Below are 21,128 nucleotides of genomic sequence, written 5' to 3'. Positions count from 1 at the left end.
GGGCGCCTGGTTCGGGTCAGCCTGAAGCCCGGTCATAGATCGTCATCCACAGGCGGAAATCCCTTGCAGATCGTTAAAGCATTGCATGTGACGCCGCCACAGTTTGATATGAGCGCGCCTAAAGAGCAACGAGAGAGGCCGCAAGAACACCAAACCAGTAGTGAATAATTATGACCCCGGCGAGGTTTTTTTGGAAATGATACGCATAGCCGAAAACAATGCCTGCAAAGAAGGTGAGGATCACCGCGTCCAGCCCAAGTGTCACATGCAAGGACGCAAAGATCGTGCTGGACAACAAAACGGCCCGGTGTCCTTTCTGGTCATCCAGGAATTTCACAAAAAGCCCTTGGATCAGACCGCGTGCGCCAATCTCCTGCACGACCGTGTGCAGAAAGTACTGTGCCAGGAATATCGTCGTGATCTGCACCGGACGATCTTCGGCCGCGACCGGTTCGCGGAAGAACAGCATGTAAATCAGGGCCGGAGACGACAGCACGACGCAAAAGGCCAGAGCCTGCCAGACAGATGTCCATAAGCCGTCGCGTTTGATGCCCAGATCGTGCAGCGGGATCTTGAGAACGCGAATGATAAAAAGGCAAGGCACCGCAAAAAGCAGCACCGTCTGCCACGAAAACCCCGGATCATAGACATCTTCGACATAGTCTTCGGCCACGAGATAGAAGATCGAGGTCGAGATGATGAAGATCGCGATGGTGAAAATCAGGAAATAGCCGAACTGATTTTGGAGGGTTCGCGCTTCGAGTTGCGCACGCATGCTGGCCAACATCTCATCGCTCAGCAAGCGCACACGCCGCACCACAATCGTGGCCAGCGCCGCCTTGAGATCGCCGACCACCGACAGATCGGTGAGCTGATCCACATGGACGCGAATGATCGAGCAATCCGTCAGCGCCTTGACCGAGGCGGTGCGGCGCCCCTCATCCAGCAGGGACAGCTCTCCGATGCAATCGCCCGCCTGGATCTCGTTCAGCTCGACCTCGTGGCCGTCGTTGTCCACCCGAAACGCCCGCGCGGTGCCGGACAGGATCAGAACAAGGTCGCTGTCGTGCTCACCCTCTTTCAAGATGACCTGACCGGCATCCAGATCCATTTCCCGAGACGCTGCAACCACCGCATCCAGCGACGCCTCGGCCAGTTTCTGAAACGCAACATTGCTCAGCAAGTGATCGCGAAGGCTTGTGTCCATGATTGGATGCTCGATTAGTGGATAAGGGATGGCCGAGTGTGCCCTAACTAAAGGCATTCGCTGAGTTTTCACAACCACGGTACGGCTGAATATGCCCGCATTTCCGGCAGGCGACCGGTTTTGGTCGTGGTGTCGGTTTTTGTCGGCTTGAGTGCGGATCCATTGTTTGAACGCGGCACATCCTGCACCGGAGGCATGGCAGGACGCAGAGCGTCGCTCTGAACCGGTTTGTCACGGGCAAATAGGCGCGCGCGATGTTTCGTTAACGGGTTGAACAGTCCTTGCCCGGACGGCAGAGTGCCGCCTGTGTGGGGGCACGCGTTGATCCGTCTTGGCGAGGGTTTCCGATATCGTCGGATTGGTCGGGCAAACGGCGCACTGAATGAGGATAATCCCGTGAGCGGTCGTCGAAAGCACCGGATCCTAGTGATCAATGCCTATTTTGATCCCTGGCGTATGGCCACGCCGACGCGGCTTTTCGTGCCGCGCGCCATGGCGCCTTATTTTCTGGCCGGGTATTTCGATCAGGACCATTGTGACATCCGGGTCTGGGACGAAGCGTTTCACGGCGCGTTTCTGAACGCCAAACAGTTTGAATGGCCGGATATGGTCGTTTTTACCGGGCTGACCGCATGCTTTGATCGCGCGCGGCAACTGTCTGCGTATTTTCGCAACGCCAATCCAAAGGTGGTCACCGTCATCGGCGGCCCGATCCCGCGCGCGCTGCCAACGATCTGCGAGGCCGTTTTCGACTATGCCTGCATGGGCGATGTCGATGAGATCACCTCGGTGATCGAAGCGGTCTTTGGCAAGGCAGCCGCTGCGCCCTCTGGCGCACCGCGCTACGACATGACCAGGCCCAAGATGGGTTTGGGATTTGTCGAGACGACGAAGAACTGCAATTTCGCCTGCTCGTTCTGTTCGCTATCGGGCGAAAACCGCGCCTATGTGGCCCATTCCGATACATCTATCGCCGGGCAACTGGATGCGATGGGCAAGGTCAAAGCTGTTATGGTGCTCGACAACAACTTTTTCGGCAGCAACCGCAAAAGCTTTGAGCATCGCGTCAAGCTGCTGGGCGAACGCTGGCGCGCCGGACAGTTTCGCGGATGGGGCGCGCTGGTAACCGGCGATTTCTTCAAGCGGCCCAACAATCTCAAGCTGGTGGCGGAAAACGGGTGCATGGGGTTGTTTTCGGGGGTCGAATCCCTCGACCCGGTTGTGTTGCAAAGCTTTAACAAGAAACAGAGCCTTGCGTCAGACCCGCTGTCGCTGTCGGATGCCTGTGCCAACCACGGAATCCAGTTCGACTATGGTTTGATCTTTGATTTTGCCCAGCAAACCACAGCCGAGGTCGAGGCCCAGATCGAGGTATTGCTGAACGATCACCGGATGCCCTTGCCGGGATTGGTGTCGGTCACCATTCCGATTGTGGGCACGCCCTATTTCGACCAGGCGCTGGGGGAGGGCCGGATCATGCCCAATGTCCTGCTCAGCGATATGGACGGCCAGAAACTGGTCGAATGGCCGCAAGAGCCGGTCGCGCATGTTGCCGCCTTCCTGCGCGACCTGCTTGGGATGCGCGGCCGTAAAATGGCGCTGACACGGCATGTGCTGCGCCATGCCTGGCACTGGCGCAAGTCGATGTCGGCTGAATTGACGGCGCTGTCTCTGGTGCGGCCCTTGCACCGCTTCGGTCCGCGGATCGGGCTGGGCAGCGTGGCGCAGATGCGGCAATCGTGGCAAGAGCCTGCATTGACCTATTCGGCGATGACCGATGCGCGGCGGCTGGCCTATCGCCCGTTGCATGCCATGCCCGAACGGTTCCGTGCGGATTTCGAACCTCTTGTCGTTACGGACGAAAACGGCAGGCCGACCGACATGTTCGAGCGCGCGCGGGCATAGCCCCGGCCCGGGCGTTCGGAGACGCGCAACCAATGTCAGGCAACCGTTGCCGGTTCGGCTCTGGACAGGTTTTGCACGAACTGCTCGGTACAGGCTGACCATCCACGGCTCTCGGCGACTGTCCGGCACTCGGCCCGTGACAGATCGCGCGCGGCCAGCGCGGCGGCCCCCAGATCCTCTGACAGCATACCCGTCCGACCATGTGCGATCACATCGCGCGGACCCATCACCGGGAACGCCGCCACCGGCAGACCGGCTGCCAGCGCCTCAAGCATGACCATCCCGAACGTGTCGGTGCGCGAGGGGAAGACAAACACATCCGCAGCGGCGTAATGGCGGGCAAGCTCTGCCCCCGATTTTGCACCGACGAAACGCGTCTGGGGGTATCTGCGCCGCAGCTGTGGCAGGTGCGGTCCGTCTCCGACCACAACCTTGGTGCCCGGCAGATCGAGGCCCAGAAACGCAGGCAGGTTCTTTTCCACCGCCACCCGGCCCACGTTCAGCCAGATCGGTCGCGGCAGATCCGCGAAGAGCCCGGTTTCGGCCATCGGGCGGAAAAGGTCCGTGTCGACCCCGCGCGGCCACCGCATCAGGTTGCGAAAGCCGCGCCCGGCCAGATCGCTATGAAGGCTCTCGGTGGCGACCATGCAGCCCGAGCCACGGTTGTGAAACCGCCGCAGCCACGCGTAAAGAGGCGCCACAGGAACAGGGGCGCGCGCCGCGATGTATTCGGGAAACCGCGTGTGATAGCTGGTTGTATAGGTCTGGCCATGGCGACGACGGGCCGATCCCGCCAAAAGGCCCAGCGGCCCTTCGGTCGCGATATGCACATGGGCACAGTCGGCCTCGGCGATCATCCGGCTGAGCCTGCGCCGCGTGGTCAAAGCCAACCGGATATCGGGATAGGTCGGGCAGGGGAGGGTGGTAAATCCGTCCGGGCCAAGAACCTCGGATCTGATGCCGATCCGCTCAAGCGCCTGGATCGTGTGTTCCAACGTACGCATGACGCCGTTGATCTGCGGTCTCCAGGCATCGGTGACGAACAGAACCGATGTCATTCGGCAGCCTGTTTGGCGGCTATCGCGGCCGTTGCCGCACGGCTCTGCACAGCATCCGACCAGGTGAGGATTTCCAGCCGACCATCGTAGTGTTCGACAACCGCCGTGCAGCTTTCGACCCAGTCGCCGGTATTGACATAGTGAAACCCGCGCATGTCGCCATCCTCGGCATGATGCACATGTCCGCAGATGATCCCGTCCAGCCGCTTGGCCTCCAGCTCGGCGACGACAACATCCTCGAAATGGCTGGCGTAGTTCACGGTTCTCTTGACCATCTGCTTTGCAATCGCGCTCAGCGACCAGGCCGGGGTCCGCCCTGTGCGGCGCCAAAGCGCACCGAGCCCTTTGTTCGCCGTCAGCACGACATCGTAGAACCAGTCGCCGATGGGACCAAGCCAATTGGCCTTTTGGAGCACCACATCATACTGATCGCCGTGGATGACCAAGTATCGCCGCCCATCGGCGCAGCGGTGTTCGGCACTGTCGGTGAATTCGATCGGCCCAAAGGACAGATTGCGGGATCGGCGCAGAATATCATCGTGGTTGCCGGGCAGATAGATCACCCGCGTCCCGGTTTCGGCGCGCCTCACAAGATGCCGGAACACCTGGTCATGGGACGGGGGCCAATACATCTTTTTGCGCAGGCACCAGACATCGAACACATCGCCAACCAGATAAATCGTTTCGGCCTCGTGATGATGCAGGAACTCCAGCAGCAGGTCGGCATGGCAATGGTGCTTGCCCAGATGGATATCGGACAAGAACAGGGTTCGGTACATCTCCGGCCCAGACCCAGCAGGTGATGACGAGCTATCTATGGCGAGTGCGTCCTTGGACCGGTTACAGGTTTGCGGGCTTGCAAAGAAGATGGATGACAACCATGCCGACTATCCTGCGTGTGTTTGAACCATGTGTTCGCTCGCCTCAACCGTAAAGGACCGCGCCGGTCATGGATAGCGCGAATACCGACCAGTGTGTGGCGAAAGTGAGGCATCTCAGATGCTTACACCGTCCTGATCTCGGGTAAGGCCGCGTGCGTCGATCCACCGGGGCAAGGGCGCGGGACCGGTTCGCGCGCCCCGCCGATAAGGTCGCGTCCCAGGCGGAATGCACGCTGCAAGGACGGTATGCCACTGCCTGACAAGCCTGGTTTCGCGACTGACGGCGGTATCGGCCACCACACCACGCGCAAGCCCCCTTGAAGCGCCCAAGACCCTCGGCAATACTGCGCGAGCGACCTGACGCATCTTGCTGAGAAACGAGAGTATATGGCTTCCATCGCGGTTATTGGATCGGGAATATCCGGTAATGCGGCGGCCTGGGCCTTGCACTCGTTCACCGACCACAAGGTCACTCTTTATGAGAAACGGCTGAGACCAGGAGGCCATTCGGCAAGCGTCGATATCACCCATGGTACAACACCGATTACCGTCGATACCGGGTTTATCGTCTATAACGGGCGCAACTATCCCGACCTGACGGCGTTGTTCGATCATCTGGGCGTGGCGACCGAGTGGAGCGATATGAGCTTTGGCGTGTCTGTCGGTGACGGCGCGCTGGAGTGGTGCGGCGACACCCTTGACGCGCTGTTCGCGCAGCGCAAGAATCTTGTCTCGCCCCGCTTCCTGTCGATGTTGCGCGCGATTTTGCGGTTCAACAAAACCGCATTGGCGGATCTTGAAAGCGGCGCATTGTCGGGTCTTTCGCTGGCCCAGTACCTGGCCGCCAAACGCTATCCCACCAGCTTTGTCGAAGACTATCTGGTTCCTATGGGGGCGGCCATCTGGTCGACACCGGATGCGGATATCATGGCGTTTCCGGCCCAAAGCTTTGTCCGGTTCTTTGCAAATCACCGGCTGCTGGATCTGCGCCCACCCGAGTGGCGCACCGTCTCAGGAGGCAGTCGCAATTACGTGCGGAAACTGACCCAGCCGCTGGGTGATCGTATGCTGCTGGGCCGACAAGTGACGCAGGTCCGGCGGGTCGCCGACGCCGTGCAGGTGACAGACGCCACGGGTGAGACGCGGCGGTTCGACTATGCCATTATGGCGGCGCATTCCGATCAAACGCTGGGGATGTTGGGCGATGCCTCCGATGCCGAAGGATCCATTCTGGCCGATATCAGATACCGGCCGAACGATGTCTATCTGCACCGCGATGAGGCCCTGATGCCCAAACGCAAAAAGGTCTGGGCCGCCTGGAACTATATCTCTTCGGGTCGCTCGGCAAAGACACGTGTCGGCGTGTCTGTGTCTTACTGGATGAACAAGCTGCAAAACATCGACAAGGCCACTCCACTGTTCATCACCCTCAACCCCGCCAGCCCCCCGGACCCAGACAAGGTGTTTTTGCGCACAGTATACGATCATCCTCAGTTCGATGCCGCAGCGCTGGAGGCCAGAAAACGGCTGCCTGACGTTCAGGGGACAGGCCGGATCTGGTTTGCCGGGGCCTGGACGGGCTATGGCTTTCACGAAGACGGATTGCGATCCGGATTGGAGGCCGCCCAAGCCTTCGGCGCCGGTGTGCCCTGGCGTGTGTCCGCATCAGACCCCGTGGTCGAGCAGCATCGACCGGTCGCCCAAGCATGCAGCATGGCCCGTTGAAGCGCCTGAAAGACGACCCCGAACCAACCGGACAGACAGCTGAGGAGCACATGGGCATGAGCAGTGAGACAACGGCAGATACCGACCTGCCAGACAGGCCCGGTCAAAACCCGCAAACAGTGCCGCTGACCGACTACACCCATCTGACAAAAAAGAATTTTTCCGGGTTGACCCGACCGTTACCGCGCGCTGTCCGCCGGATGCTGGGGTTTGTGATTGGCCTGGAACACGGCACGCTGGCGATTTCGCTGCCCAGTGGCGAGCGGTTTCGGATCGAGGGCAAGACCAAAGACCCCATCGCGGATATTCAGATCCACTCCTATGACTTTATCGGCGGCGTTATTCGCAACGGCGATATCGGCGTTGCGGACGGCTTTCTCGACGGCCACTGGTCGTCGACCGATGTCACCCGGTTTCTGGAGCTGTTTTGTCATAACGCGCAGATCATCCACGACAGGATCGACAGCAATCCCATCGCCCGTTTGGTCCTGCGGGTCAGGCACTGGCTGAACCGCAACACCAAATTCCAGGCACAGCGCAATATCGCGGCGCATTACGATCTGGGCAACTCCTTTTACGAGGTGTGGCTGGATCCGTCGATGACCTATTCCTCGGCGCTCTATCAGACCGGCGCGCCCGATCTCGAAAGCGCGCAGCGGGCCAAATACCACGCGCTTGCGGATGCAACAGGGATCGCTGCGGGCGACACAGTGCTGGAGATCGGCTGTGGCTGGGGCGGCTTTGCAGAGTATCTGGCAACAGAGCGCGGGGCCCATGTGCGCGGTCTCACCATCAGTCAGGAGCAAGTGGACTATGCCACGGCGCGGATGGAGCGTCAGGGCCTGAGCGATCAGGTCGAGATCGTGTTCCAGGACTACCGGGACGAGACTGGCACGTTCGACCGGATCGTGTCGATCGAGATGTTCGAGGCCGTCGGCGAGGCGTTCTGGCCCGGCTATTTTGAGATGCTGAACCGGCGGCTCAAGCCCGGCGGCCGGGCCGGGCTTCAGGCGATCACCATCCAGGAGCAGTATTTTGAGCCCTATCGGCGCGGCACGGACTTTATTCAGCAATGCGTTTTTCCCGGTGGCATGCTGCCGACCCCCACGCATCTGCGCGACCTTGGCACGGCTGTCGGTCTGGATCTGGTGGAGGAACGGGTTTTCGGACGTGACTATGCGCGCACCCTGCGCGCGTGGCGCGAGGCTTTCTTGGCAAAATGGGACATCATCGCGCCGATGGGGTTCGATGATCGTTTCCAGCGACTGTGGCGCTATTACCTGCATTATTGCGAGGCCGGGTTCACGGCGGGCAATATCGATGTGCGCCACGTGGTGTACGAACGCGGTCCCGGCAAGCCGCGATAGGCCGCTGGCGGTGCGGCTCACCGCCCAACCCCACCTCAGAAAAAAGGTGCACAGGATCGCATCCATGACAAACCTGTCCGGGATAACCGCGCCCACAGCGGCGCCCAGGGACCAAGGCACATGGTGTTGGCTGCCATGGCCCGGCAGCGGTTGTTGGGCTCCATCCGAGAGGCGCGCACAGGGCGGTTTTGCGCACAGATGATGGACAAAAGCGCCGCGATCCACAACACTCCTGACCATGACAGATCCATTCGCACCCTTGCCCGCCAAGTCCTTGAGCTTGCCAAAGCTGCCGCCCTGGGTGACAGCGGCGCCGGCGAAATCCGCATCCGAAGTGGCCTTCCGGTCCGGCGTCGCACTGACCGTGCTGGACACGTTGATCAACGACCCGGCGCAAGGCGTGCCGCTGGCACTGCTTGGACACCGTGCGGCGCTCAGCGCTGCGACGGCCACCTCGAAACTGGAGGGCCGACTGGCGCGTGAAGCCGACATCCGCGATGCGTTCCACCTTACACCGCCCGGAGACGCGCGTGGCCCCGATGGTGACCTGCTGGCGTTCTGGCGGGGGGTGTGCCGGTTGCGTCTGGACCGGCCTGATTGGCAGTCCAAACTGGATGCGCTTGTCGGAGGAGACGGGATGCCGACCCATGCGCCCTTGCTGGATCTGGCCAACGCGCGTGCCGACACGCATGGGCCGCTTGCGGGATGCGCCTGGGCCCTGCACGCCGTTCTGACCCAAGACAGCCGGGCCGAGCGGCTGGCGTGCCTGGCCTCGGACATCGTTCTTGCGCGCGCGCTGCGATGGAAAACGCTGCTGCCGCTGACGGCACGGCGGCTGACCAAGGCAGCTCTGCGAGACCTTGTGACCGGGGCCGAGGGCGCCGGTATCCTGGCACAGGGCCATGTTCTGAGTGCCGTTCACGACGCGGTTGGCCTGGCCAGGGATTTGTCGCGTCGCGCATCCGCCCTGCGGGCGATCACGCCAAAGCTGCGCGCAAAAGGATCCGGCGCAGCGGTAGAGCTGTTTTTGTCGGAGGATGCGGTGGCGCCATCCTCGATGCTGTCGCCGCGCATCCGGGGCACCAACATTGCAATGACCGACCGGTCGGCGCGCCGTCTTTGCGACCGTCTGGTCGAACTGGGTGTCGCCCGGGAGCTTACCGGTCGATCAACCTTTCGGCTTTACGGGATCGCGTCATGAGCCAAGCACGCAAGAGCGGAGGTTCTCAGCCGGGGGAGCGCGCGATCCTGGATCGGGAGTTGGCGGATCTTCCGCCTGAATTGCGGTGGCGGACCTGGATGGGACGTATCGAGGCCGTGCTCTTTGCCAGCGCCACGCCGATGGGTCACGACGATCTGGTGGAGCTGGCGGGGCAGGGGGCATCGATTGAGATGCTGATCGACGACATCCAGGCCGAACTGACGGGCCGACCCTATGAGTTGGTCGCCGTTGCGGGCGGTTGGATGTTTCGGACGAAACCGCACTATGCCGACGCGATTGCGGCGGCCACCGATCGCGGAGCGGGTTCACATTCCTTTACCGAGATGGAGATGGCCGTGCTCTGTGCTGTTGCCTACCATCAGCCAATCGACCGGGCGGGCCTTGCCGCCATTTTCGGGCAGGGGGTCAGTCGCGATCTGTTGGCGCGGCTGCGGTTCAAGGAACTGATCACGACAGGCCCGCGATCCCCCCGACCCGGTGCGCCGCAGACCTTTGTGACGACCGACGCTTTTCTTGCCACCTTCGATCTGGGCAGCCTGCGGGAATTGCCGGAACTGGGCGCGCAGAGCGACGACTGAGCATCCGGCCAAGCGCCCCCCGGTCATTCCGGTACCGCCAACCTGCAAAGGCGGCCCAGCCGGGTCCGGTTGAGATGCAGGCACCGACGGCGCCAATGGGCGCCGGGGTCATCAGCCGAGCCGCAGAGGAGAGAGCTGTTGTGAACAGACATGCCACGGCGACCGACCATCGGTCCCTGAGATCGAGAAGGATGCCCAAGAACAGCCACGCCACAAACATACCCGCATACGTGACCGCGACACACACACAAGACGCGGCGCGGCGCGTGCAATTCGCGGCAGATCGGACGGCGCGAACTGATCGGGTTGTATTTTTGCCCGCCTGGATATCAGCGCAAATCGCTGGATGAACCACGCAGTTATCGCATCGAAAATGACAACTGCGGACAGAACCATAGCCGTGCCAAGCAACCCGGCAACGATGATCTGTCCGGCGCGCATCCGTCCTGAAACGCCGGCACCGCCAAAACCGAAAGGCCCAGCCCCAGCATGAAGGCCGTTGCGTTCCGCCCAACCAACAGGTCCGATGCGCCCTGTTGTGCAGGCAGAAGCGAATTCAACGGATGGCTCCGCCCCTGGGCGACCGCGAAGGCGGTAACCCCCAAACGACCACCACGCCCGAATGCCGCTCGGTCACCAGTGTCGGCGAAAACGCCGCATGATGGTGGTCGCATCGGTGGGCGTGCTTGACGGATGCCCCAGGGTGGCCAGAGTTTGATCCGTGAGACAAACGAGACTTCTTTGCCGTGGATGAGATTTCGTCATGCGCGGCTCCGGTCAGGTTTCCGGTCACGGCGCCGCTGACGGCCAGTTCCACGAAGTGAGGGCAGAGTGGCCCCCTTTGCGGTTCCGCACCTCGTCTAGCGCGCGAAAGACACACGCAGCACGAAACTGTGGATCCCCGGGGCCACACCGCTGGGCGCTGCCGGGATCCGCGCGCGCTGAACCGCGGTGAGGGCCGCGCGGTCAAGCGCCGCATGCCCGGACGATCGTGCAACCGCCACCGACGACACGCGCCCCGCGCTCTGCACCGCAATCGCCAACGTGACCGTTCCGTTGGCGCGCGTGCCCGAAGGATACCGCTTGCGCCGCTCGATAGAGCCGCGGATCCGCGCGCCCCATTGCGACAATGCCGCCGTCTGCGTCGCCACACTGGTCGAAGGGTCCGCCGCGGTCTGCGTGCTGCCGGCGCTTTGCCGCCGCCCCTGACCTGCCGCCGTTTCTCGCGCCTGTGACCGCGACGCAGAGGTCGGCTGCGGGGCCGCGCGCTCTGGCCGGGTCTGAGGTCGCGGGGTCGGATCGGAGGCGGCGCGCGGCGGAGCAGGCGGGGTCGGATCGACCCTGGGCAGCGCGGTCGCCTGCCGCTCGGGCGCGGGCAGGACAGGCGTCAGCATCCGTGGCGCCAACGCGGGAGGTGAGATCGGTTGCGGACGGGCAAGATCCCGCGCGGGCCGGTCCGGCACGGACATCGCCACGTCCTGGGCAACGTCCGGCGGGCGGGTCCACTCTGCCACCAGTTGGGACAAAGTCGGCGTGCTGGGCATCAAGACGACCGACCCGTCACCGCCACCACCCTCGGACGGCACCGACCCATCCCGGGTCTGGGGCACCAGCATCAGATGCGCGGCAACAGCGAGACCCAGAAACAGGCTGAACTCTACCGCCTGGTTCATGGCGCGGCCACCGCAAGCTCCACCGCTTCGATCCCGGCCTGCGCCAGGCGGGTCAGGATCGAGGCAAGCTCCTTGGCGGGCAGTGCCGCGTCGGCCCGCACGGTCAGTGAACCGGAGACCGGGGCGGCGGCCAGCCGCGCCCAGGCGGCATCGCCGGTAACCCCTCCGAACCCCGCCAGCCCCTCGGCCGAGACATAGAGCGTCGCCGTCTCCTCCAGATCGGTCTCGCGGTCTGTATCGGGCAACGTCAAGTCAAAGGGGGGTGGCGGCGCGATCCGTGCCGTCATCATGAAAAAGATCAGCAACAGAAAGACGATGTTGATCATCGGCACGATGGCCTCTGACGGGCGCGGCTTGCGGGGGGAAGCAAATCGCACGGGCCTACTCCACAATTGCGATCTGAGCAAAACCGGCCGCGCGCAACAGCTCGGCGATATCGATCAGACGCTGCAACGACGCGGTGTCATCCGCCCGCAGCACGACGATATCATCCCGCGACGCAGTGAGCGGCACCAGCGCGGCGGCCAGCGCGTCTTCGGCAAGGGGAGCACCGTTCAGAGACACGCTGTCCGTACCGATCTGCACCAGCCGGGGCGGGCCGTCATAGGCCAGGCCGGGCGCGCCGATGGTCAGCGGCAGCGCGGCATCGCGCCCGAATTGCGACGCCAGCATGAAAAACACCAAAAGCAGGAACACCACGTCGATCATCGGTGTCAGGCTGGGACGGCGGCTGCGCCGGGGCGGGGCGAACTGGAACATCACCCGGCCCCGCCGTGATCCACGCCAAGGGCCAGCTTGCGGGCGACAAAGAGGCGCGTCGCCGCGTCCTCCATCTCGGCCTGAGCGCGGTCGGCGATACTCTCGAACCAGCTCAGCGCGATCGCCGCCGGAATCGCCACCGCCATGCCCGCCGCCGTGGTCAAAAGCGCCTCCCAAATCCCACCGGCCAGGACCGCCGGATCAGCCCGGCCGCCGCTTGTCTCAAGCGCCTGAAACGCCTCAATCATTCCCAGAACGGTGCCCAAGAGGCCGATCAGCGGCGCAATCGTCACGATCAATTCAAGCGGTCTGAGCCCGGTTCTGAGCCGCCCCAGTTCGCGGTGTGCCAGCCGTGTGACCTCATCCTGGGCCACCTCCTCCGGCAGATCAAGCGCGCGGATGACCCCGGCCACGAATCGCGTATGCAGGTTTCGCCCCGCCGTCTGCAAGACCACGCCGCCGCCCTGTTCGGCCGCGGCGATACGGGCTTCGGCCTGCCCGGTTGACCACACACCGGCCGACAGGATCCTCCAAAGCTTCCACAGGATCAGGGCCAGCGTGATCACCGACAACGCGGCAATGGCCCAAAGCGCAGGACCGCCTGTGTTCAACACGTCTTGCATCGACGAAAGAGTTTGGTTCATCCTACGGCCCCGGCGTGTCAAGGTCAGCGATACTGCGGGCTTCGGTCAGGGCGTTGATCCGCCCCGCCCATTTGGGCACCACCTGAACCCGCAGGCCATGGATCGGCGCCACCTCTTGGCAACGATGCCGGAGCGGGTCAATCGTGCCGAAACACCCCATGGCGGTATCGGCGATCCCCCGGGTCAACACCTGATCACGTTCCAGCATCTGTTGCGTCCTTCCCCCGCAAGGCAGGCATGTCCTTTCCATGCGTCGCATATGGGCCAAAGACCCTAGCCGTCCCGCATTTGCAAGTCCCCGATCCGCCAATGCCCATGGGTGACCCTAGCGCGGCGCAAAAGGACTGCTCTTGCCCCTAACGACCTGAGGCCGCTGGAAGACGACACCAGGATTGATGATCCGCGCAACACATCGCCCAGAGACCGACCTCACCCAGCGCACGCTCAGGGCAGTGTCCCAGCGCCGCGCGCCCAAGACAGGCACGCCCTTGGTGGAATGCCTTGCCGCGGCTGGAGGCATGTGTCGTCAGTCTCTGGTCTGACATCCGCGCTTCAATCCGCGGAAACCGTGTTTTTCGGCACTCTTCCCGACTTTACCATTGCCGGTCTTGTTGGTCCCTGGCCTGGGGTGTCGCGCCCGCTTGCCTCTCTCAACATATCCGTCTGATGCGGCCATGCGGGTCTTACCGGGTCCGGCGACCGGGGACGGCGGGCGTCGGCTTACCGTGCGGCGCGCCTGCTTCAAGGTTTTGCGAGAGCCTGCGCAACAGGCTGACCAGATGCCCGAGATCGTCTTCGGGCAGCATCGTGTTTCCGATCATGCATTCCGTAAGTGCAGGCGCCTTTCTCAGAAGGGTTCGTCCCGACGCGGTCAGAAACACCAGAACCTTTCTTTCGTCGTCCTTTTGCCTGCGCCTTTCCAGGTGCCCCAGTCCTTCAAGCCGCTTGAGCAAAGGGGTCACGGTGCTCGTCGCCATCTTGAGCCGGTCGGAGACCTGGCCGACGGTCAACCCATCCTCCTCCTCCAGGATCAGCAGCGTAATATATTGCGGATAGGTCAGCCCCAGAGGTTTGAGCAACGGCGCGTATGTCTGATTGATGACATGCGTCGCACTGTAGACGGCGTGACAAAACATATCCTGAACCCGGACCCGATCAATCTCTCTCGGCATGGCACCTCCTCTATTTATATCGTGCGCGATATATTTGCTTGACTCCAGGGTCGAGGTCAAGCTAGTCGAGAAATCGTCCACGATATAATCGTTCCCGGTTCTTTAGAGCACGCCATGGAGATTAGGATGAAAACCGATCACGCTGAATCATTGATTGATGCCCTCAACACCATCTTTGGGCGGCACGAAGGCTACCGCGCGTCGCATGCCAAGGGCCTGGGGGTAAAGGGGGTTTTCATTCCGACAGATACACCTGGTGACATCAAGGTGCCGCTGCTGCACAACAGACAAACGGTCAAAGCCCGGTTTTCAGTCGGCGGCGGCAAACCTGGCATCAGCGACAAAAGCCCGACGGTGCGCGGCATCGGGCTGAGGATCGGGGACGGCGATGGATCATGGGGATTGGACATGATCTCGGCGCCGGTTTTCTTCGCAAACTCAGCCGAGCAGTTCAGGGCGTTCCTGGCCGCGCGTCAGCCCGATCCGGTCTTGGGCGGCCCCAACCCCGAACGGGTCAAAGCGTTCAACGCGGCCAACCCGAACACGCTGCCACACCAGCGCTACATGGCTCCTGCGAAGCCTAAATGATCACAGCGCGCGCTCGGTGGTCTGACCCCAGTCCGGGCCGGTGACGTCCAACTCCATGATCTGCTCAAGCATCGCGGTATAGGAATCGGGCCGCGCGACATAGGGAAAATGCCCGCCGGTCAGGAACCGGTAGCTGACGAACGGGGTCAGACGCGCGCGAACCGCCTCCCGCATCGGACCGGGGATCAGCGGATCGTCCTCCGCCTCGACGGTAAAGATCTTCTCGCGTGGGATCTCCGGGGCTGGCAGATCCGGCGCGGTCTTGAGCGCCGACAGGCGGCTGCGCAGCTCGGCTTCGGGGATACGGCCGCCGACCTCCATCAGCAGCAGATCGACCAGATCGCCTTGTTCGGGATGTGCCCCGCGCCACGCCTCAAGCCCGCCGCCGAACCCGCCCCGCAGATCCGCAATCGGCGCGGTCTCCAGATCCAGGGAATAGGGCGGGCGCTGATCCAGCCCGCGTGCCGAGGCCAGCGTATTGGCTGCAATCAGGCGATCCACCCGTTCTGGCGCCGCACCGGCAATGTATTGGGCCAGATAGCCGCCCAGAGACGAGCCGAGCACCGTGGCGCGGGCGATGTCGAGGTGGTCCAGCAGCCGCACGATATCCCCGGCCCAGTCGGCCACCCCACCCGACGCAGGATAGCTGGTGGAGATCACCCGCACGCGGCCCGACAGCGCTTCGATCTGTTGCCAAAAGATATCGCAGCGGCCCAGCGTGCCGGGGATCAAAAGCAGGACCGGCCCCGCGCCGATATCGACATAGCCCCAGTCGCGGTCACCGAACCGGAGACGCCGCTCGGGATGCGCGGCGGCAAAGCGGTCGCGATCGGCAATCAGCGCATTGGTCATGACAAGGGGTCCTCGACGGCAGGGTAATAGTCGCGCGCGCGGCGCGTAAAGGGAATGTTGGCGAAATCGGGCGTGATCGCGCCGGGGGTCGCCACCGGGATCACCCGTGCCGCAATCGGGTTGAACCCGGCCTGATAATGGTTCGACGATTTCACGCAAACATAGCGGCGGGTGGCAAGGTCGATGCCAAGCTGGGTAAAGGCTTCGGGGTGAAAGGTCTGGGTGCGGATGTCATTGATCACGATGTCGATCCCCTGGGCGGTGGTGATCCACACGGCCTCGCCCATCGGCGCGGGCAAGGTGCCAAAGCGCTGGGTCAGACCAGAAGCGCATCTGCGAACCGTGACGGTCAGGTCAAGCGGATCACCCGACATGGGCCCGTGTTTGCCGCCCAGCCGCAAGTCAAGCGTGGCCCCCTCCCCCGCTTCGCGGCAGATGCGCACCGCACCCGGATCGTAAAACAGACCCATCGCAGCGCTGGTGATGCCCCGGTCGATCATGGCGCGCAGCAGGAAGGTCGCGTCGGCCGGCGCGCCACCCCCCGCATTGTCGGACATATCGGCCAGCACGACCGGACCGCGCGGCTCGGCCTCTGCCTGGTCCAGCGCGGCGGCGATGCCGGGAATGGAAACATTCAACTCGTGGCGCAGATCGTAAAGCGCCCGGCCCAGCCGCGCGGCCTCGGCGGCGGCCTGATCGGCGTCGCCGTCGCAGATCGCCAGCGCGCGGGCGCCGGCGCGGGGATGGTCGCCCCAGGGAAACCCATGCGCGATGGACAGAGACAGCACACCCTCCCGCCGCTCCCGCGCCGACATCGCATCGACGAAACCGCGCATCGGACCAGCCGGGGTCGGCATGGCAAGGATCATCCGGCAGTCCCAGTCGCGCATCACCGGGCGCGTGAGCCCCAGAGCCGCATCGGCGGCAAGCGCAAAGAGATCGCGGGCGCGGTCCTCGATATCCACATGAGGATACTCCTTGAAGGCGACCAGCAGCGTTGCGGCCTCCAGCATCAGCTCGGTCAGGTGGCAATGCGGATCGAGCAGCCCGCCGATCACCGCATCGGGGGCAATCCTGCGGCACGCGGCAATCAGATCGCCCTCGCAATCGTCATAACCCTCCGCGATCATCGCGCCGTGCAGGGCAAGCAGGATCACATCGGCTCCGCCTGCCGCCCTCAGATCCTTGACGATCTCGTCACGAAACCCCTCATAGACCGCGCGCACGGTCGGCCCGGCGGGCTGGGCATGGGCGGAAAGCGACTCGACCACCGCCCAGCCATTGGCCTCGGCGCGATCGCGCCAGATATGAAGCGGTCCGGTCCAGTATTGCACCGCGTCCCGGGTCGCGTCGCCATGATGGATCGACCCTTCCTGAAACGAGATCATGCCGGTGGGCAGCGGTGAAAAGGAGTTCGTTTCGGTGCTGAGACCGGCGATAAAAAGTTTCATGGATCAAACCTTGGTGACAGGAGGGGTGACAGACTCGGGATCGGCGGTCAGCCGCATCAGGGTCAGGGCCAGGGCGTGCAGCACGATGATGGCAAAGGCCAGCGGCACCGCGCTGGTGAACCAGATCATCGGCACATCCAGCATCTCGGCCGAACGGTTCATGCTGCGCCCCAGAAAGCCGCGCGCGGGGTTCATGCGACCGTCAAAGACCGAATACCACAGCACGGGCGCCGCAAAGATCAGCACCCCCGCCGCCCGTACCACCGCAAGCGTGGCACCGATCCGGCCCGGCAACGCACGCATCGCCGGGAACAGCGTTGGATCCGCGGCGGCGCGGAACGCGCAGGACGCCCCCAGCATACCCGCCCACACCATCGCGCGGCGGGCTGCTTCCTCGGTCCAGATCGGCGGCGCATCCAGGATATAGCGCGCAATCACCTGCCATCCGGCGGCCCCGACCATCGCCACCACAGCCAGCACAGCACCCCACAGGGCGATGGCGTTGACAGAGGCTGACACCCGGTCGATGGCAAGGGCAATCGCGCGCATCGGCTCAGTTGCTCTTGGCCGCGTCCCATTCGGCGATCTGCTCGGGCGTGAGCAAACCGCTGTCATAGGCGGGCGCAGAAGCGTCGCGGAACGCCTGCCGCGCCGCTTCATCCAGTGTGACAATCTCGACCCCGGCGGCCTCAAGCTTTTGGTTCACCGCCTTCTGAGTGCCCAGCCACGCGCGGTTCGCCGCATTCGCCGCATCCACCGCGTCATCGACGATCTGGCGGTCGGCATCGCTCAGCCCCTGATACCAGTCTTCCGAGGCAATCGTGATCCGCAGCGATGGCGACACGCCCGCATCGGTGAAATGCTTGATGAAATCGGTATGGCCGAACAGCAGCGGCACGAAATTGGGGTTGAGATATCCATCGGCAACACCTGTTTGCAGCGCATTGGGCACTTCGGCCCAGCTGACGATAGTGCCATTGGCGCCCCACGCCTCATAAAGCTCGATCTGGCTTTCATCCAGCGCCCGCATCCGCAGCCCGGCCATATCCGCAACCGATGTTACCGGCTTTTTGGTGTTGAAGATCCCCGAGGCCTGACCGACGGTGTTGACCCCCAGCACCCGCACGCCTTCGGGCGTGGTGGCCGCGTTGATCTTTTCCAGCATCCCGCCATCATAAAGCGCGCGGTCCACTTCCTCCATGTCCTTAAAGAAATAGGGCAGGCGCAGACCATAGATTGTCTTGTCGATGGATCCGACGATGTTGAGCGGTGACATCGAAACCTCAAGCAAGCCCTGACTGACTTGATCGAAAAGCTCGTCATCACCGCCCAGGGCTCCGCGCTGATAGGTCTCTGCCTCCATACCGTTAGATTTAAGATGTTCGGCGAAGGTATGCGCCCAGACATAGCTGCCCGACCCGTCAAGATCGGGCGGGCTGTCCAGGGCGATCTTGACCTCGGCAGCGGCGGCATGCGCGGTCAGCGCAAAGGCGGCGGCGACAAGTGTCGATGTCAGGAATGTGCGTGTCGTCATGTCAGTGTCCTCGGTATTGGTCTTGCTCTTGTCATCCGGCGTGGCTATCCCCCCGCCAGTCCAAAGGCCTGCGGCAATGCGAGGCTGATCTGCGGATAGGCGATCAGCAGTGCCAGCACGGCAATCTGCAACAGCACGAACGGCACGATCGCCCGCGCAAGCGTCCAATAGTTCACCCCGGTCACGGCCGAGACCACCAACAGGCACCCGCCCAGCGGCGGGGAGATCAGGCCGATACACAGATTAAAGCTGAGCACGATCCCCAGATGCACAGGATCCGCCCCCTGCGCCAGCGCGACCGGCGCCAGCAGCGGCACCAGCAGAGCAAGTGCCACGGGGATATCCAGAATCATGCCCGCGATGATAAAGATCACGTTGAGCAAGATCATATAGCCCAGTGGACCAAGGCCGAGCGACGTGACCAGCGCTGAGATGGCCTCGGGGAGACGTTCGAGCGCGCCCAGATGGCCAAGCGCCGAAACGGCGCAGATGATGATAAAGATCGACCCCGACAGCATTGCGGTGCGCTGCAACCCCTCCAGGATGGCACTGGCCGTCAACCCTTCATAGAACCACCCGGCAAACAGCGCGACGACCACGGCGACGGCGGCGGCCTCAGTCGGGGTCATCCAGCCCAGCACGATCCCGCCCAGAATGATGATCGGCAGCGACAGCGCGGGGATCGAGCGGACGAGCGTCGGCAGCAATGGCGGCATGTCGGGCCGGGCGACATTGGGATGATCCTCGCGCCAGGCATAAAACGCGTTCAGCGCGATCAGCGCGGTCGCCAGCAGCAGCCCGGGCACAATGCCCGCCAGAAACAGCGCGGTCACCGATGTTTGCATAAGCGCGCCGTAAAAGATCAGGATGATCGACGGCGGCACAATGGGCCCGATGATCGACGAGGCCGCCGTGATGGCGCTCGCATAGGTCAGCGAATAGCCCCGGCGCGTCATCTGGGGCACCAGTGTGTTCGACAGCGCGGCCGAATCCGCGACCGCAGATCCAGAGATGCCGGCAAAGAACACGCTGGTCAGAACATTGACATGCCCCAAGCCCCCTTTGAGCCGCCCCACCAGCGCCATCGACAGGTTGATCAACGCCGCCGTGATGCCGCCCCGGTTCATCAATTCACCCGCCAGAATGAACAGTGGCATCGCCATCAGCGCAAAGACGTCGATCTTTGAAAAGATCTGCTGCGGCAGGATCGCAAGGTAGCGGCTGTTGTCGGTGGCGATGAATGCCAGAACCGCCGCTCCACCGATGACATAGGCCAAGGCCAGCCCGGACAGCAGCAACACCAGCGCGACAACCGGAACAAATGCGATCATGCAAGCACCCCCAGCGTGGTGCCGGCAAGGGCGGCGACGCTGACACCATGCCGGACGATATCCTCTGGCAGGGGCTGACCCTGTATTAAGGACGCAGCGGCCCGTGCCAGGGATGGGGCGGTCTGGATGCCATAGCCGCCCTGACCCGCCAGCCAAAAGAACCCCGGCGCTTCGGCGTCATAGGCCGCCAACGGGCAACCGCCGGGAAGAAAGCTGCGCAGCCCGGCCCATTTGCTGTCGATCCTGCGCACATTCAGGTCAAAGGCCCGCTCGATCCGGTCAATGCAAAGCGCCACCTGCAATTCCTCCGGTTGGGCATCGCAAGGGGGTGACGGGTCCGCATCGGCCGGCGAGATAAGCAGCTTGCCCGCATCGGGCTTGAGATAGAACTCCTCGTCCGCATCAACCACCATCGGCCAATCGTCGGGCACGGCCCCGGGCGGTGGGGCCACGATCAGCGCGGTGCGCCGCTTCGGCACCAGCCCCCGGGGGGCGATCCCGGCCAGCCGCGCGATCTCATCCGCCCAGGCCCCTGCCGCGTTCACGACGACGGGCGCGGTCAACGCTCCCGCGCTTGTCCGAACCGTCCATCTCGCGCTGTGCTCCATGCCTGTCACCTCGGCCCGCGTGATCAGGACACCCCCAGCGGATTTGAAAGCGCGCAGGTAGTGCTGATGCAACGCGTGAACGTCGATATCGCTCGCCCGTGCATCGAAAAGCCCCGCAACCGCAAAGCCCTTGCGCAGGAGCGGCGCGGTGCGCCCCACACCGGCCGCGTCCAGCGGGGTGACGACATCGCCCAGCTCGTCCTGCAATGCGGCAAGGGACCGGGTCTGATCGGCGCGCGCAACAAAGAGGACCCCGCGTTCGCGCAGCAGGGGCGCAGTCAGACGGCTGCCGGGCGGCCCTGCAAAGAACGCCGCCGACGCACGGGTCAGCGCACGGATGACCGGCGGGCCATAGGCCGCCGTGAACAGCGCCGCCGAGCGGCCCGTCGTGTGATACCCGGGCTGACTTTCGCGTTCGACCAACGCAACCCGCATCCCGGCGGCAAGCTCTGCCGCCACCGACGCCCCGGCGATCCCCGCGCCGATCACGATGCAATCGAACGCCGGTTGTGCGGATCTGTTGTCTTGTGTGCCGCGACTCATGATCGCCTCCCCATCGAAAGGCTATCACGG

21 protein-coding genes are annotated in these 21,128 nt (G+C 63.3%); 6 read left to right on the top strand and 15 right to left on the bottom strand.

Annotation, left to right across the window (positions count from 1 at the left end):
* Nucleotides 1–118: 118 nt before the first annotated feature.
* Nucleotides 119–1,207 (bottom strand): cyclic nucleotide-binding domain-containing protein, encoded by a 1,089-nt coding sequence (locus tag HEP69_RS18840; RefSeq protein ID WP_290560045.1) that lies wholly within the window; start codon nt 1,205–1,207, stop codon nt 119–121.
* 396 nt (nt 1,208–1,603) lie between these two features.
* Between HEP69_RS18840 and HEP69_RS18835 the strand changes: the two genes are divergently transcribed.
* Complete coding sequence (locus tag HEP69_RS18835; RefSeq protein WP_290560044.1) at nt 1,604–3,112, top strand: hypothetical protein; 1,509 nt, start codon at nt 1,604–1,606, stop codon at nt 3,110–3,112.
* A gap of 35 nt (nt 3,113–3,147) precedes the next feature.
* Here the strand turns inward: HEP69_RS18835 and HEP69_RS18830 are convergent, their stop codons facing one another.
* Nucleotides 3,148–4,170 (bottom strand): glycosyltransferase family 1 protein, encoded by a 1,023-nt coding sequence (locus HEP69_RS18830; RefSeq protein WP_290560043.1) that lies wholly within the window; start codon nt 4,168–4,170, stop codon nt 3,148–3,150.
* On the bottom strand, nt 4,167–4,949 hold the full coding sequence (locus tag HEP69_RS18825; RefSeq protein ID WP_290560042.1) for a UDP-2,3-diacylglucosamine diphosphatase: 783 nt from the start codon (nt 4,947–4,949) through the stop codon (nt 4,167–4,169). Before HEP69_RS18825 ends, HEP69_RS18830 begins: the two co-directional genes overlap by 4 nt.
* Before the next feature lie 489 nt (nt 4,950–5,438).
* Between HEP69_RS18825 and HEP69_RS18820 the strand changes: the two genes are divergently transcribed.
* The 4 genes from HEP69_RS18820 (at nt 5,439) to HEP69_RS18805 (ending at nt 9,943) form a co-directional block, all read left to right on the top strand.
* The gene (locus HEP69_RS18820) at nt 5,439–6,776 is read left to right on the top strand and encodes an FAD-dependent oxidoreductase (protein ID WP_290560041.1); all 1,338 of its coding nucleotides are present in this window, start codon (nt 5,439–5,441) and stop codon (nt 6,774–6,776) included.
* 56 nt (nt 6,777–6,832) lie between these two features.
* Complete coding sequence (locus HEP69_RS18815; RefSeq protein WP_290560040.1) at nt 6,833–8,143, top strand: cyclopropane-fatty-acyl-phospholipid synthase family protein; 1,311 nt, start codon at nt 6,833–6,835, stop codon at nt 8,141–8,143.
* A gap of 238 nt (nt 8,144–8,381) precedes the next feature.
* On the top strand, nt 8,382–9,344 hold the full coding sequence (locus HEP69_RS18810) for a DUF1403 family protein (RefSeq protein WP_290560039.1): 963 nt from the start codon (nt 8,382–8,384) through the stop codon (nt 9,342–9,344).
* Nucleotides 9,341–9,943 carry an SMC-Scp complex subunit ScpB gene (locus HEP69_RS18805; RefSeq protein WP_290560038.1) on the top strand — a complete coding sequence of 201 codons (603 nt, stop codon included), beginning with the start codon at nt 9,341–9,343 and terminating at the stop codon, nt 9,941–9,943. Before HEP69_RS18810 ends, HEP69_RS18805 begins: the two co-directional genes overlap by 4 nt.
* Before the next feature lie 860 nt (nt 9,944–10,803).
* Here HEP69_RS18805 and HEP69_RS18800 read toward each other — a convergent pair.
* From HEP69_RS18800 to HEP69_RS18775, 6 genes are all read right to left on the bottom strand, one after another.
* Nucleotides 10,804–11,616, bottom strand: a complete 813-nt coding sequence (locus HEP69_RS18800) for a TonB family protein (protein ID WP_290560037.1) — start codon at nt 11,614–11,616, stop codon at nt 10,804–10,806.
* The gene (locus HEP69_RS18795; protein WP_290560036.1) at nt 11,613–11,993 is read right to left on the bottom strand and encodes a biopolymer transporter ExbD; all 381 of its coding nucleotides are present in this window, start codon (nt 11,991–11,993) and stop codon (nt 11,613–11,615) included. The genes HEP69_RS18800 and HEP69_RS18795 overlap by 4 nt, the downstream gene beginning before the upstream one ends.
* A gap of 4 nt (nt 11,994–11,997) precedes the next feature.
* Nucleotides 11,998–12,375, bottom strand: a complete 378-nt coding sequence (locus HEP69_RS18790) for a biopolymer transporter ExbD (protein WP_290560035.1) — start codon at nt 12,373–12,375, stop codon at nt 11,998–12,000.
* Complete coding sequence (locus HEP69_RS18785; RefSeq protein WP_290560034.1) at nt 12,375–13,019, bottom strand: MotA/TolQ/ExbB proton channel family protein; 645 nt, start codon at nt 13,017–13,019, stop codon at nt 12,375–12,377. Before HEP69_RS18785 ends, HEP69_RS18790 begins: the two co-directional genes overlap by 1 nt.
* 1 nt (nt 13,020) lies before the next feature.
* Complete coding sequence (locus HEP69_RS18780) at nt 13,021–13,227, bottom strand: hypothetical protein (RefSeq protein WP_290560033.1); 207 nt, start codon at nt 13,225–13,227, stop codon at nt 13,021–13,023.
* A gap of 475 nt (nt 13,228–13,702) precedes the next feature.
* Entirely contained in the window at nt 13,703–14,191 is a 489-nt protein-coding gene (locus HEP69_RS18775) for a MarR family transcriptional regulator (protein WP_290560032.1), read from the bottom strand.
* Nucleotides 14,192–14,317: 126 nt separating this feature from the next.
* Here HEP69_RS18775 and HEP69_RS18770 point away from each other — a divergent pair, with 126 nt between their 5' ends.
* Nucleotides 14,318–14,779 (top strand): catalase, encoded by a 462-nt coding sequence (locus HEP69_RS18770; RefSeq protein WP_290560031.1) that lies wholly within the window; start codon nt 14,318–14,320, stop codon nt 14,777–14,779.
* On the opposite strand, the gene HEP69_RS18765 is transcribed toward HEP69_RS18770, so the two are convergent.
* Genes HEP69_RS18765 through HEP69_RS18740 form a run of 6 tightly spaced genes read right to left on the bottom strand, consistent with a single transcriptional unit; the run spans nt 14,780 to nt 21,098 of the window.
* The gene (locus tag HEP69_RS18765) at nt 14,780–15,631 is read right to left on the bottom strand and encodes an alpha/beta hydrolase (protein WP_290560030.1); all 852 of its coding nucleotides are present in this window, start codon (nt 15,629–15,631) and stop codon (nt 14,780–14,782) included.
* Entirely contained in the window at nt 15,628–17,082 is a 1,455-nt protein-coding gene (locus HEP69_RS18760) for a M81 family metallopeptidase (RefSeq protein ID WP_290560029.1), read from the bottom strand. Before HEP69_RS18760 ends, HEP69_RS18765 begins: the two co-directional genes overlap by 4 nt.
* Nucleotides 17,083–17,085: 3 nt before the next feature.
* On the bottom strand, nt 17,086–17,631 hold the full coding sequence (locus HEP69_RS18755) for a TRAP transporter small permease subunit (RefSeq protein WP_290560028.1): 546 nt from the start codon (nt 17,629–17,631) through the stop codon (nt 17,086–17,088).
* A 4-nt stretch (nt 17,632–17,635) separates the two neighbouring features.
* Nucleotides 17,636–18,616, bottom strand: a complete 981-nt coding sequence (locus HEP69_RS18750; RefSeq protein WP_290560027.1) for a TRAP transporter substrate-binding protein — start codon at nt 18,614–18,616, stop codon at nt 17,636–17,638.
* Between the two features lie 44 nt (nt 18,617–18,660).
* Nucleotides 18,661–19,947, bottom strand: coding sequence for a TRAP transporter large permease (locus tag HEP69_RS18745; RefSeq protein WP_290560026.1), 1,287 nt, complete (start codon nt 19,945–19,947; stop codon nt 18,661–18,663).
* Entirely contained in the window at nt 19,944–21,098 is a 1,155-nt protein-coding gene (locus HEP69_RS18740) for an FAD-binding oxidoreductase (RefSeq protein WP_290560025.1), read from the bottom strand. The genes HEP69_RS18745 and HEP69_RS18740 overlap by 4 nt, the downstream gene beginning before the upstream one ends.
* Between the last annotated feature and the right edge of the window lie 30 nt (nt 21,099–21,128).

It is taken from the genome of Aestuariivita sp. (assembly GCF_021404545.1).
Classification (GTDB): Bacteria; Pseudomonadota; Alphaproteobacteria; order Rhodobacterales; family Rhodobacteraceae; genus Aestuariivita.
This window is presented reverse-complemented; position numbering and strand designations above follow the sequence as displayed.